Raw genomic sequence first — 12,927 nt, forward strand, 5'->3', positions numbered from 1 at the left:
GGTGCGTACGGACCACTCGCCGCTGGTCTGAGTCTCCTTGGACAGCTGCCAGTTCAGGAAGAGCGTGGCGGCGACCGGGTGCTCGGCGTCCTTGAGGATCGCCTCGCGCTGGCCCAGGCCACGAACGGGTCGCCGGTGTCGGGGATCATCCTGACCGTACGGGAGCCGGAGTCCGCGGCGCCGGGGGTGACCCGTCCACCGAGGCCGATCCCCTTCCTGCGGGCGTCCTGGTACGTGCTGTAGTCGACGACCATCTCGACCCCTATGCCCGGCAAACGCCTCTCGAATGCCCGCTCGGTGTCGTCCTGCTGGTTCTTCCAGCCGCGTTCCGCGTAGACGACGAGCTCGCCGCCCTCCGCCTTGGCGTCGGCGTACAGGTCCAGGCGAAGGACGGCCAGGACGGCGGCCGGTGCTGCCGCCGTCAGCAGCCAGGGCTCCCAGCGACCGCCCGTCGGGCTGCTCACCGGACGAGCTCCGCGGCCTTGGTGGCCTTGCTGAGCAGCCACTCCAGCGGTCCCCGCCGGAAGAAGCGGGACCAGAGCGTCGCGAACACGGCCATGGCCACGACGAAGCCGAGCAGGACGTGCAGCGAGCCGGACAGGTCCTCGAGGCCCGGGAAGTGGAGGACGAGGATGTGGAAGACATACGCGGTGAGAGACATGGCGCCGACCGCGATCACCGGGCGGGCGAGTCGGCGGAAGTGCGGGAAGGTGTCGACGGCGGCGAGGCTGGCGGCCAGGACCGCAATGGCCACACCGGTGTTGGCCACGATCGAGAGAGTCGTCTCGCTGTGCGGCGAGGCCACCAGCAGCCAGGCTGGAGTGTCACCGGTGGGGTAGCCCGCGTCGGACCACCACGCCGACATGGCCGAACCACCCTCTTCAGAGACGTAGATGGCCGAGGCGACGCCGGGGACGAGGTGCAGGGCCAGCCAGGAGCCTCCGTAGCCGAGCACGGCCAGGGAGACGCCGATGATCGCGAGACGTATGCGTACGGCGGTGGAGGCCAGGTCGAGACGGGCCACGGCCATACCGGCGATCACGAAGGGGATCCAGGTCAGGGCCGGGTAGGTGCCGGTGAAGAGCAGCGAGACGATGCCGTCGGCGTCGGCGGGCCAGGCCCAGATGCCGCCCGGACCAACGCCGTCGGGACCAACCGAGCTGAGAGCGCGCTGCACCACGTACACGACCTGCGGCAGCACCAGCGCACAGCCCGCCGCGATGACCGCCAGCGGACGCGCGCCCAGCCGGTACAGCGGCAGCACCAGCAGGAAGTACAGGCCGTAGAAGGCGAGGATCACCAGGATCGGGGTTCCGGTCATGGTGAGCACGGTGCCCAGGGCCAGCAGGATGACGGCCCGGATCACCACCTTGGCGACCGCCTGACGGCCCGCCCGGCCCGTCTTCGGCGCGCGCCGACCGGTGATCAGCATGATCGAGAAACCGGCCAGGAAGGCGAAGAGCGCGGAGGACCGGCCGTGCGCCAGCTCCATGAGGAAGCCGGTGACGCCGCCCTCGGAGGGGTCGGGACCGACGTGGGCGGCGTACATCCCGAAGACCGCGAGGCCTCGGGCGAGATCCACACCGATCATCCGCCCCACCGAGGACCGCCCGGCCTCGGACGCCTTGGGACGGGGCCTGTCGAGAACCTCGGGGCGGGTGGTGGTCGTGCCCGCAACCGCCGTATCAACTGCGTTCTGGGTCATGCCTCAAGGCTGGAGAGAACGCTGATCGCGGGGTATCCGGCAACCGTCCGGTCCGCACCCCCCGCCCGGCGGGGTGGCACCCCGCCGCGCGGGGGCCGCCGCCACGCCCCTGCCGCCGCCGGCGGCCGCACCCGCGCGATGCTGTGCGCCTAGCCGTGCGCCAGGGCCGAGGCCACCGCGGTGATCAGCAGCCACCTGGCGTCGTACAGTCGGTCCGCGCGGTCCGCGGCCCGTACTGCGTGAGCGTGGCAATCATTGAGCTGGCAAGGACGGCCCCGTACACGTCTCCGAACAGAACGTTCGGCCGCGCCGTCGCGCGGCGCAGCGCCCGGCCCGACGCCGCCATCCGCCGCACCGCCGGCACCACCGCACCGACCGGTCCGCACCCTCCCCCCGGGCGACTGGAACCGCCCCCCAGGTAGCTGGAGTGTCCCGCGTGGCACTTCATAGGGCCTTTCCCCGTTCTACCGTCTTCTACGGTCGCGACGAATGCAGCGACAACACCAACGACAACAACGACGGCGAGGCGGAACCCACGTGATACGGGTAGTGGTGGTGGACGACGAGGCGCTGGTGCGGTCCGGCTTCCAGCTCATCCTCAACGCGGCCGACCACATCGAGGTCGTCGCCACCACGGCGGGCGCGGAAGCAGTCGACACCGTGCAGCGGGAACGCCCGGACGTCGTCCTGCTGGACATCCGCATGCCGGACGTCGACGGCCTGACCGTGCTGCGGCAGTTGCGGGCCATGCCCGACGCCCCCGTGGTGGCGATGCTGACGACGTTCGACGCCGACGAGTACATCCTCACCGCGTTGCGCTCCGGCGCGGCCGGCTTCCTGCTCAAGGACACCGAACCCGATCAACTTGCACAGCTCGTACGGACGTTGGCGGCAGGCGGGATAGTGATGTCACCGAAGGCCTCCCGCGCCGTCTGGCAGAACCACCCCGGAACCACCGCCACGGTCGACGACGCCGAAGCCGCCCGCGTGGGACGGCTCACCGAGCGTGAGCGCGAGGTGCTCGTACTGATCGCGGAGGGACTGTCCAACGCCGACATCGGCACCCGCATCCACCTCAGCGCGGGCACCGTCAAGGACCACGTCAGCGCGATCCTCAGTAAACTGCGGGTCAGCAGCCGGATCCAGGCCGCACTCCTCGCCCAGCGGGCCGGTCTGCTCGGCCCACGGAACCGGTCGGAGTCCGGACGATGACGAGGCGTAAGAAGTCCGAGGTCAACGCGGCAACCGGACGCACGAAGTGGTGGGCACGGATCCCGCCCCCCGTTATCGACGCTGTGGTCGTGGCCGTCGCGGCGGTCGATGTCTGGCTCAGCCTGTGGGGGGACGAGACACCGTTCGTGCAGGCGCCGACCGCACTCGCCTGCGCCGCACTCGCCTTCCGCCGCCGCTTCCCCCTCACCGTATTCCTGCTCACCCTCCCCGCCAGCCTCGTGCTGGAGCTCGTCTTCGCCCCCTTCGTCGCCCTCTTCACCCTCTCCGAGCGGTCGCGCAACCGCCGCCTCCTGGCCGTAGGCGCCCTGCTGTCCGCCCTCGCCTCCGCCACCCCCTGGCCCGTGGACGACATCACCTCGTACGAGTCGTACGAACGCACCTGGACCCTGATCTCCTTCTTCTACGCCCTGGCCACCACCGCCGCCCCCGTCCTCCTCGGCCAACTCCTCCAAGCCCGCCGCGACCTCTCCGGCCAGCTCGTCGCAATCGAGGAAGCACGCGAGCACGAACGACTCCTCCACGCCCAGGCCGTCCTCGCCCGTGAACGCGCCCAGCTCGCCCGCGAGATGCACGACGTCGTCTCCCACCAGGTCAGCCTGATCGCCGTACAGGCCGGAGCCCTCCAAGTCGCCGCCAAGGAGCCGGACGTCAAGGAGGGTGCCCGCACCATCCGCTCCCTCAGCGTCGACACCCTCGACGAACTGCGCCACATGGTCACACTGCTACGGGCCTCCGGCAGCCGCGCCACCGAACTCACCCCGCAGCCCACGCTCGCCGACCTCCACCAACTCGTCTCGACCAGCGGCATCGACACCGAACTGACCGGCGAACTCCCCACCAGCATCGCCACTCTTGCGCAGCGCACCCTCTACCGCACCGTGCAAGAAGCCCTCACCAACGTACGCAAACACGCACCCGGCGCAACCGCCACGGTCCTGCTGTGGCACGACGGCGACAGCTTCGGCGTGATCGTCACGAACACACCCCCCACCCGCCCCTCCCTGCTTCTGCCCGGCTCGCACCAGGGCCTCATCGGCCTCAGGGAGCGGGCTGAACTCCTCGACGGAACCTTCGAGTCCGGGCCCACCCCCGACGGCGGCTACCGGGTGACGCTGCGCGTCCCGGCCCACGCCGACTGAGCGCCGTCACCGGGACTGTCAATCGTTCGGCTCTGGCGCACTTGCGGTGGTCGATGCAGGCCCCGCGGCTATGAGAGCAGGACCCGTTGCCGTAGCAGGGGTAATCCGGCGGGGCCGAACATCTGCCTCTTGATCAGCTTGACCGCTCGGCTGGCTTGCTCGGCGCTCGGCGCTCGGCGCTCGGCGCTCGGCGCTCGGCGCTCGGCGGGTGGCGCTCGGCGGGTGGCGCTCGGCGGGTGGATGGCCGGGCGCGCCCTGAGGTTGCTCGCGATTGGTGTGAAATGTGCCACGAATAGGAACCGTTGAGTACTTGAATCTGCGGCGCGGGCGCCGGTTCCGCACAAACCGAGCGGTCACCTCCGGACCCGGAGGTGACCGTCGGCCCACGTACGACGGGCTCAGCTCGCCCTCGTCCTGCTCGGCGGCTCGGCGGCTCGGCGGCTCGGCGGCTCGGCGGCGAATGACTGGGGCACGGCCATCGGTTGCCCGTGGCTGTTGTGAAAGCTGCCACCGCTATGGCCGTACGACGGGCTCACAGTGTATTTCGGCCAGGGTGGGCCGCGGCTCGGCCTCGGCCCAATACCGTTTCAACTCTTCCGAAGCGCGCGTGTAAGCGATGTGAGCGGGGCCGCTGAACAGCGACTCGGGGTCGCCACCCTCGGCCGCGGTCATTTCGGCCTCGGTCAAGTCCGCGTGTGTGCCTCGACGGCGGCGCGTGCGGTCGACGTCCGTACGGCTATCTCCGCACAGCTGCTGAGCTGCCGTACGCGGTTGGCCCCTGCCGACAAATGCTTGGGCTAGCCTGCGCCTTTTGCGTGCCGCGGTGTCCGGATCTTGAGCGAGAAAGCGCTTCTGAACTGGGACGATAGGGCTTGTCTAAGCTTCTGTCGTTCCAGCAGGAAGGCACTCTCTGCGTCCACACTACCGGGTCGCGCCCCAAGCTCGTCGTCTCGGCCGACGGTCATGGGGTGGTCAGCCATGCCGGGTCCGTCTGCTGGCCGATCTCGCCGATACCACCGGGCCGACTGCGGCTTTCACCGACGCACTGCGCCAACTGCGGCCACGCGGCACCGGATACGCCCTGGACGGATCGCGGTGGACTTGGCGGTGATGCTCGCCGACGGTGGCGAGGCCATGGCTGACCTGGCCATCCTGCGTGACCAGCCAGCGGTGTTCGGACCGGTGCCCTCCACACCGACCGCCTGGCGGCTGCTGGCCGGCATCGACCACACCGCACTGGCCGCGCTGCGGGTGGCAAGGGCCACGGCCCGCGAGGTCGCCCGGCTGCACACCGCCGAGACCGGCAGCGGCATACCGCCCGCGCGGGCGGTCGGGACCTGCCCGGCCTCGTCCTGGACATCGACGCCACCCTGATCACCTGCCACTCGGACAAGGAACAAGCGGCGGCCACCTACAAGCACGGTTTCGAGTTCCATCCGATCCTGTGCTTCCTGGACAACACCGGTAAAGCCCTGGCCGGCCTGCTGCGGCCCGGCAACGCCGGGCGCCAACACCGCCTGCGACCACATCACCGTCCTGGACACGGCACTCGCCCAGATACCTGACGCCCACCGCCACGGCACCGACATCCTCATCCGCACCGACAGCGCCGGAGGCGCCAAGGCGTTCCTGGCGCACATCCGATCCCTACGCACTCGTGGCGTGCACACGTTCTTCTCGGTTGGACACCCGGTCACCGAGCCGGTCAGTCAGGCGATATCCGGGCCCTGCCCGACCAGGTCTGGCACCCGCTTTGGAACAGGACGGCTCTCTGCGCGACGGGCCGAGCTCGCCGAACTGACCGGCATGGTCAACCTGGACGGCTACCCCGACGGCACCCGGATCACCGTCCGCCGCGAGCGCCCGCACCCCGGCGCACAGCTCTCCCTGTTCGACCTGGACGAGGGCATGCGCCACCAGGTCTTCCTCACCGACACACCCACCGCAGGCGGCGGATCCATCCAGCACCTGGAGGCCCGCCACCGTGCGCACGCCCGCGTCGAAGACCGCATCCGCTGCGGCAAGACCACCGGCTTCGGCCTTCCCCTCCCGCCACTTCGCCATCAACCAAGCCTGGCTGGAGCTGTCTCTGACCGCCCTCGACCTGCTCGCCTGGACCCGGGCCTTGCTGCTTAAGGGCGAACTGGCCGTCGCCGAGCCGAAGAAGCTCCGCTATCGGTTGCTGCACGCCGCCGCCCGCATCACCCGCGGCGGCCGCCGCCTCCACCTGCGGATCGCCATGACCTGGCCCTGGAGACATGAGCTGACCAGTGCATTCACCCGCCTGGCTGCCCTACCCCGCCCAGCCACCTGACCCACCGCACCGCCCCCGTCCACCCACGACCAAGGAACCTGGAGAACCCGACCCGAGCGTCGAGCCCCAGCCATGCCAGCCCGCCGACCAACAGCCGAAGACACCGGCCCACCACGGCCAGTTCGACTCCCCCCACCCCAAGCGAAAAGGGGAGGCTAGGCCCCGAGGGCCCCAGGCCGTACTGAGCCCGGTCCGGAGCAGGGCAAGAGGCGCTGGCAGATGTGATTCACACGTTCGAGTTGTGTGCATCGCCGCCGTGAAAGAACCCCCTTGGTTCACTGGAGTCCGCACGATCGAGTTGGGGGGATTTTGCGTACGGGCCTGGCTGAGGATTGTGCAGGTCACGCTGATTCCCCGCGAGAGCGGATTATTGATGTGTGCCGCACGGAACCAAAAGGAAGAACGTTTCTCCATCTCAGGCAAGGTGCCGGCGCGAAGTCCTGATGGCGCAATGCGCCCTTGTGGACCGCTAAGCTGAATGAGTGATTACGCGTCAACTTTGTTACCGGTAGGTTTACTTAATCTCATAGGTAGGCCGCTGCCCATGTCATCAGTTTCGCCGCCACCCTCGCTCCCTCCTCCACCCAAGGATGGTGTGCTCAGCAAGATCCGCCGTTGGCTCCGCTCTCGTGCGGCGCTGGGGAAGTTGTCGTACTGGCTGCTTCGGTCTATGCGCTGGGTCCTGCCCTTTGTCCTGCTCTTCGTTGCCGATGCCTGGCTGATCGGCTGGGTGGACGCCTGGGAGGTCCTGGTGGGTCGGGAGTCCGCGAAGGACGCGCCGGCACCCTGGCTGACCTGGCCCTTGTCGATTCTCGGATGGCTGATTGCCCCAGCGTTCATCGGCGGCATCACTGGCTACGCGGTGACACAGCAGATCGACAAGCGGCGCAGCAAGTCGGCGCACGAGCTGCTTGAGGACGTGCTGCGGCGGGCCGGGGGGCCCGGGCCGTTGGTGCCGCCACAACCCGGTCGAGCTGTGCAGCCTGACCCATCTTCCCCTGGTCAGGCCTCATGAGGTCCCTCGTCGACCTCCATGCCGCAGGCGGTGAGGAGGCACGGTTCGTCGAGGAGTTCGTGAAGGTGCCGCACCGGGAAGAATGGGAGAAGGCGATCGACCATTGGGAGCGGACTGTTGTCTTCTACCTGAACCAGAGTCGTGACCTGGTGGGCCTATCGCCGTCGGAAGCCTTGCGTCAGGCTGAGGCATTGGCACGCAGCGCGCTGTCAGTGGCGGCCCGCCAGGGGCGGTGTCCGTTTTGCAAGTGAGCACCAAGTGCGCCCAGTGGTGCAACAATGCACAGCGTGGGGGGGATGGGAGGCGTGGTGATCAAGCGTACCTCTGAACAGCTGACGGAAGAGCTCCTGCGATCGACATTCCCGGAGGTCGGGGACGAAAGCATCCGGGTAGCCGCCGAAGAGGTCGTCAGAGCGGCCGAAGTGGGCCCCACTGATGAAGTGATCGAAGCTATTTCGCGTCGGCTGGCACCCCCGCCCGAGGGGTTAAGAGGCGCCGACAGGGGTGATCCGGGCGGGCAGCAGCGAGTGTCTGACGAGCCGCGGGGGGTTCACCACGCCAGCCCCGGGCTGCGTCCGGTAGTGGTCAGTTCGGGGTCGACTCTGCTACTCGATGGCCCTCGCCGTCATCCGGTTCTTTCCTGTCCGCTCGCGGAGGGCGACGCCGGCCCGGCCCGGGACCGGGGTCTTCAGAGCCGTCGCGCGCAGGTGCGGAAGCCGTATTGGTACCTTCCCCTGTCGCTCGCGGTGGATATCGTGGGCGTCGGTCTTCCGCTCATGCTGGCGATGACAGCGTCGTCGGGGGCAGCTGCCTATCATTACGCCGCTGTATCAGGTCTGACATGGGCGGCTATTCAAGCGATGAACGGCCGATACGATAGGCGCAGGATTGGCGAGCGTGTTGCCCCGGGTCTCATCTTCCGCGATTGGCTGACATTCGTCGGGACGCTGTCCACTGCGACTGTTGTGGCTGGCATACACATTTCTCTGGGACTGGGCCTCCTTGCGCTCCTTCCGGGCGTCTTCGTCACCGCCAGCCAGAGATATCTGTTGCGCCGGCACCTTGTAGCCCGGCGCAGGAAGGCCGCTGCTGTGCAGCATGTGCTGCTCCTGGGGACGAGCCATGCGGTCGATCACATCGTTGCCCGCCTTTCACGGCGTTCGGATCACGACTTCGACGTCGTGGGAGCATGTCTGATCGGCGAAGGCCAGGTGCCTGAGGCCGGGGATGCTGCCCGGGCAATGGTGACTGCGTCCGGTGTTCCCGTGGTCGCCCACCTCCCGTCAGGATCCGCGCCCAAGACTGGAGACGCCGCAGCCGTCGTGCATGCCATCAGGGCCTCTCAGGCCGACCTCGTGCTGGTCGCGCCAGGCCCGGATATGTCTGATGAGCGGCTGCATGAGCTGTCATGGGCCTTGCGGAGCGAGGGGTGCTCACTGGCGGTCGCCCCGGCACTGACCGAAGTGGCGGAGTACCGGCTTCAGGTAGCGTCCGTTGCCGGGCTGACGGTGTTGCACGTCATGGAGCCCGAACGCCGCTCTTCGGACTGGCTGAGGCGACTGGCCGACCGGACCGGCGCTCTGGTGCTGTTGCTGCTGTTCGCGCCTCTCCTAGCCGGCATCGCCCTGGCGGTCTACCTCACCTCCCGCGGCCCGGTCCTTCACCGCCAAGAGCGAGTCGGCTACATGGGCAAGCCTTTCACGTTGCTGAAGTTCCGCACCATGGTCGCCGATGCGGACTCGTTACAGGTGGCTGCTCAGGTCGACAAGCGTCAGGGGCCACGGTCGAAGATGCACCGCGACCCGCGCATCACATCGATCGGCAGAATCCTGCGGGCCGGCTCATGGGATGAACTTCCACAGCTGATCAACGTACTGCGGGGTGACATGTCTTTGGTGGGCCCTCGGCCGCCCCTGCCGGATGAAGTCGAGCGCTACGACGAGGCCCAACTGAGGCAACTGGCGGTGAAACCCGGCCTGACCGGTCAGTGGGCGATCAGCGGGCGGACCGACCTCACCAGAGACGAAGCCCTCGACCTGCGCTACATCGAGAACCCCTCACTCCGCGGCGACATCAGCACGATCATGGCAACCATGCGTGCCGTTGCCGACACACGCGAATCTTACGGATGACCACCGGTACGTGATCGGTGAACTCCCCTGAACCACAACCGAGCCGGCACCCTCTCGGGTTCTGCGGGTAAGTCCATCCGGTTCACACGCCAGCACCGGGGCAGGTTTCACAGACCTGCCCCGGTGTGGCATATCCCCTGGTCGGCATGGGTTCCCGGGGGCGTCGAGGAACTGGGTCCGTGGCCCGCGGCGTCGCCGGGATCCGCAGCCGCTCAGTCGGCCTCCGATGTCGGTGTGAGCACCTCCCCGCCCGCGCCACGCCACACCGGCCGTTCGGCGACCATAAGGACAAGGTCGGCTCAGCAGCATGCTGGAGTGCGGTTGTTCATGGACCAGACGACGTTGGCCTGTCCGGCGTTGCTGAGCGGGATCTCCGTGGTCGGAGTGTCTTCAGGAAAGACGCAGCCCCGGATCCGCCCGAGGCGAACGTGTTGTCGCAGCGGATGTCGAGGGGGATGGTGAAGGACGCGGGGTCGATGAGGAAGGCGCCGACCGCGTTGACGGTGATGATGTTCTCGAAGCCGAAGGACTCGACGTTTTTGCCGGCGTTCCAGGTGATGGTGGTGGCGCCGTCAACGACGGTGCCGACGCCCATGGGCTGGGCCCACGGACCACGCGTCATCGGAGCCGCAGGCGGATGCGGTCTTGCATCGGGTCTTCCAGACGGCCTTGAGTCCTCTGGCATGTCCAGTGGCACTGTCGAGTCGGAGGCTAACCTCCGAGTGCCACTGGTCGTCCTTGGCGCCAAGCTTGATGTCCTGGATGGCGGTGAAGTCGGCGTCACCGACTACCTTGCCGGTGCGGGTGTCGATGACCTTGTAGTCGACCTCCACGTTCGTGCACGCGGAGAAGCGGTCGTAGTAGTAACCCTGCTGGTTGTCACACATGCCGGAGACGTCCTGAGCTGGGATCCCCGAACGAACCTACTGGCGGCGACTAGCCCGCCACCGCGTCGGCGACCCGCCGAAGGGGCCATGGCCGGCGCCGAGAGTGGGCGCGATCGAGGCAGTCGCCGCGAAGTACGCAGCGGATTGGCCCGTCTGGGGGCACCGCAAGATCGCCGCGATGATGCGTGCCGACGGCCACCAGGTGTCCACCTCCACCGTTCAGCGGGCCCTCCGCCGGCGCGGACTGCTGCTGCCGACCGGGTTCCGGGCAGACCGCAGATCATGGGCGCGGCTGCGGAAGCGGGTGATCCGAGACCCACCACGCCAGCGGAACCGGGTCTGGCAGATGGACTTCTCCGAGTTCGAGACCGCCCGCGGCGGGATCTGGCGGATCTGCGCAGTCATCGACTACGCCACCAAGTACTGCCTCGCCGCCACCGTCACCCCGACGTCTCGCGGCCAGGATGCGCTCGGTTGCCTCCGCCGGACCGTTGTCGAGGCCGAACGGGTCCTCGACCTCGACGACCTCCGTGCCGACCGCGGCATGATGGACGTCCGTCGACGCCGACGACTACATGATCGGTGAAGCACCCGCTCCGATCGCCGTCGTGACGGACAACGGGCCATGCTTTCGTGGCGTGACCTTCGCTGACGCGTTCGCCGGCGACGACCCGCTGTTCCGTCACGCCCGCACACGGGTGAGGAGTCCACAGACCGACGGCGTGGTCGAGCGGTTCTTCGGCACGCTGAAGTACGAACATCTCTACCGCGCCACCATCGGCGACGGCAACGCCCTCGCCGTCGAAGTCAACCTGTTCCGCCACACCTACAACACTCTGCGACCCCACCAGGCCCTCGACGAGCGCACACCACGCGCGGCTTACCTCGCCGTCGAACACTGCGATTAGCGTGCGGCCTTTGGCGGACCCGCTACTTGACTGGGAGGTCCTGACATGACCAGTAAGTTCACCGAGCTTGCGATCGACTGTGCCGATCCCAACGGTCTCGCCCGGTTCTGGTGCTCGGTCCTTGACTACGAGGTGCAAGACGAAGACGACGGAACTGTGACAATTGGCTCCCCTATGGTGCCTGAAGGCAAGAACCACCTTGGCCCAGTGCCACCGACGTTGACATTCGCGCACGTGCCCGAGGGCAAGACCGTCAAGAACAGGCTCCACCTCGACGTCAACCCAACCGACAGGGAGCAGGACGAAGAGATCCGTCGCCTGCTCGACCTAGGTGCTCGACACGCCGAGGTCGGCCAAGGCGATGAGAGCTGGGTCGTACTTGCCGACCCAGAGGGGAACGAGTTCTGCGTCCTTGCGGACCGCCGCCCCTGATCGGAGGCCGCACACCGCGCCAGACCTACTTCCGGTCGCCTACCCACGCTCACGCGAACACGATGAGGAGCCCGTCCAAAGATGGAGAATCCCGACCCGAGCAAGATCAAACTCTGCCAACTTCTTTACTCATGACACATCAAAGCGGCGCGCAGGTTGGCGTGACGGACGGTAGTCAGTGCGAGCAGCACACGTCGCTGCAGAACGACACCCCTCCGTACGACTGGGTCGTCATGCCGACCCTCGGGGACAAGCCGGACGCGCCCTGCCTGCGCGCAACCACCCCCGCCAGCCAGAACTCAGCCGTCGGTGGAGACCTGGGCAGATTTACCCAGGGCCAGCGACTCCTCGACCGCGACAAGTACTGGGTTACCGTCTACGACTCGCGCCAGCAGCCGGCATAGAGTCCACCGCCACGACACTGAATGACCCACTGATGCCGGGCGGCGTACTCCAGCCGTCCGGCATCGGGGCTATCCGTCAGGAGGGCGACCGCATGCCCAACCCGTCAGCCCTCCAGCGCGCGTGGTCGAGGATCGAGCCCTGGCTTGCCGACAACGCTCCCGCCGATCACGCCTCCCTGCGCCCCCCGGCCAACGCCACCGATATCCATCGGCTGGAGAGTGCTCTCGAGATTCACACAATCCACCCCGACGTCATCGAACTCCTCAAGACCCACGATGGTGCTGACGACCGCTACCCGACCGTCTACCAGCCCGGAGCCGGCCGCTTCATCCCCTCCCGCTATCGCTTCCTGAGTACCCACGAGATCTGCGAACGTGCCAACGGCATGAACAGGCAGCTCGCAGAGGACGACCCAGACTCCACCATGGTCGGCTACTACTGGCATCCCCGATGGGTCCCAATCGCCCAGGAGACCACGACATGCCTGCTGTTCATCGACCACCGCCCCGGACCTACCTACGGCGCAGTAGGCGAACTCATCGAAGGCGACCACGCATACCTGGCCAAGTGGCCAAGCCTGGCCGAACTCCTCACCCGCATCGCCGACAGCATCGAACACGACGCCCCCCTAGGCCGCTACACCCCGCAGCCGACCGGCGGACGGGGAGTGTCTAATCAACGGCGGATCTGCTGATCAAGGAGAGACGCCGAGTGAGCGAGACGATGATCGGGCACGAGTCCGTCGAGGAGTCGGCCG

14 protein-coding genes and 2 pseudogenes are annotated in these 12,927 nt (G+C 67.7%); 11 read left to right on the forward strand and 5 right to left on the reverse strand.

The genetic code is table 11. The features are described 5' to 3' along the window. Positions 1-53: 53 nt before the first annotated feature. From ABZW18_RS25210 to ABZW18_RS25220, 3 genes and pseudogenes are all read right to left on the reverse strand, one after another. Entirely contained in the window at positions 54-464 is a 411-nt protein-coding gene (locus tag ABZW18_RS25210) for a hypothetical protein (protein WP_356191299.1), read from the reverse strand. Then, a complete protein-coding gene (locus tag ABZW18_RS25215; RefSeq protein WP_356191301.1) occupies positions 461-1,705 on the reverse strand; it encodes a DUF418 domain-containing protein in 1,245 nt (414 codons plus the stop codon). The genes ABZW18_RS25210 and ABZW18_RS25215 overlap by 4 nt, the downstream gene beginning before the upstream one ends. A 152-nt stretch (positions 1,706-1,857) precedes the next feature. Continuing rightward, positions 1,858-2,051, reverse strand: a pseudogene (locus ABZW18_RS25220) (hypothetical protein); the annotation flags it as partial. 191 nt (positions 2,052-2,242) lie between these two features. Between ABZW18_RS25220 and ABZW18_RS25225 the strand changes: the two are divergent. The 6 genes and pseudogenes from ABZW18_RS25225 (at position 2,243) to ABZW18_RS25250 (ending at position 9,538) form a co-directional block, all read left to right on the forward strand. Further along, the gene (locus tag ABZW18_RS25225; RefSeq protein ID WP_356191303.1) at positions 2,243-2,917 is read left to right on the forward strand and encodes a response regulator transcription factor; all 675 of its coding nucleotides are present in this window, start codon (positions 2,243-2,245) and stop codon (positions 2,915-2,917) included. A gap of 59 nt (positions 2,918-2,976) precedes the next feature. Continuing rightward, positions 2,977-4,077, forward strand: coding sequence for a histidine kinase (locus ABZW18_RS25230; protein ID WP_356191330.1), 1,101 nt, complete (start codon positions 2,977-2,979; stop codon positions 4,075-4,077). 884 nt (positions 4,078-4,961) lie between these two features. Then, positions 4,962-6,391, forward strand: a pseudogene (locus ABZW18_RS25235) (IS1380 family transposase). Positions 6,392-6,986: 595 nt separating this feature from the next. Continuing rightward, complete coding sequence (locus ABZW18_RS25240; RefSeq protein WP_356191306.1) at positions 6,987-7,406, forward strand: DUF6313 family protein; 420 nt, start codon at positions 6,987-6,989, stop codon at positions 7,404-7,406. Continuing rightward, positions 7,403-7,657, forward strand: a complete 255-nt coding sequence (locus tag ABZW18_RS25245; RefSeq protein WP_356191308.1) for a DUF6313 family protein — start codon at positions 7,403-7,405, stop codon at positions 7,655-7,657. The genes ABZW18_RS25240 and ABZW18_RS25245 overlap by 4 nt, the downstream gene beginning before the upstream one ends. 54 nt (positions 7,658-7,711) lie before the next feature. After that, positions 7,712-9,538, forward strand: coding sequence for an exopolysaccharide biosynthesis polyprenyl glycosylphosphotransferase (locus tag ABZW18_RS25250; protein WP_356191310.1), 1,827 nt, complete (start codon positions 7,712-7,714; stop codon positions 9,536-9,538). Positions 9,539-9,863: 325 nt separating this feature from the next. Here ABZW18_RS25250 and ABZW18_RS25255 read toward each other — a convergent pair whose 3' ends face one another. Beyond that, positions 9,864-10,133 carry a hypothetical protein gene (locus tag ABZW18_RS25255; protein WP_356191312.1) on the reverse strand — a complete coding sequence of 90 codons (270 nt, stop codon included), beginning with the start codon at positions 10,131-10,133 and terminating at the stop codon, positions 9,864-9,866. Beyond that, positions 10,111-10,425 carry a hypothetical protein gene (locus ABZW18_RS25260; protein ID WP_356191314.1) on the reverse strand — a complete coding sequence of 105 codons (315 nt, stop codon included), beginning with the start codon at positions 10,423-10,425 and terminating at the stop codon, positions 10,111-10,113. Before ABZW18_RS25260 ends, ABZW18_RS25255 begins: the two co-directional genes overlap by 23 nt. A 103-nt stretch (positions 10,426-10,528) precedes the next feature. On the opposite strand from ABZW18_RS25260, the gene ABZW18_RS25265 reads away from it, so the two are divergent. The 5 genes from ABZW18_RS25265 (at position 10,529) to ABZW18_RS25285 (ending at position 12,864) form a co-directional block, all read left to right on the forward strand. Further along, complete coding sequence (locus ABZW18_RS25265) at positions 10,529-11,011, forward strand: IS3 family transposase (protein ID WP_356191316.1); 483 nt, start codon at positions 10,529-10,531, stop codon at positions 11,009-11,011. A 52-nt stretch (positions 11,012-11,063) separates the two neighbouring features. Further along, positions 11,064-11,333, forward strand: coding sequence for an integrase core domain-containing protein (locus ABZW18_RS25270; RefSeq protein ID WP_356191319.1), 270 nt, complete (start codon positions 11,064-11,066; stop codon positions 11,331-11,333). A 45-nt stretch (positions 11,334-11,378) separates the two neighbouring features. After that, positions 11,379-11,765, forward strand: a complete 387-nt coding sequence (locus ABZW18_RS25275) for a VOC family protein (protein ID WP_356191321.1) — start codon at positions 11,379-11,381, stop codon at positions 11,763-11,765. 161 nt (positions 11,766-11,926) lie between these two features. Further along, entirely contained in the window at positions 11,927-12,169 is a 243-nt protein-coding gene (locus ABZW18_RS25280; protein ID WP_356191323.1) for a hypothetical protein, read from the forward strand. A 92-nt stretch (positions 12,170-12,261) separates the two neighbouring features. Next, complete coding sequence (locus tag ABZW18_RS25285; RefSeq protein ID WP_356191326.1) at positions 12,262-12,864, forward strand: SMI1/KNR4 family protein; 603 nt, start codon at positions 12,262-12,264, stop codon at positions 12,862-12,864. The last annotated feature ends 63 nt before the right edge of the window (positions 12,865-12,927 follow it).

Source organism: Streptomyces sp. NPDC004647, from assembly GCF_040609575.1.
Lineage (GTDB): Bacteria > Actinomycetota > Actinomycetes > Streptomycetales > Streptomycetaceae > Streptomyces.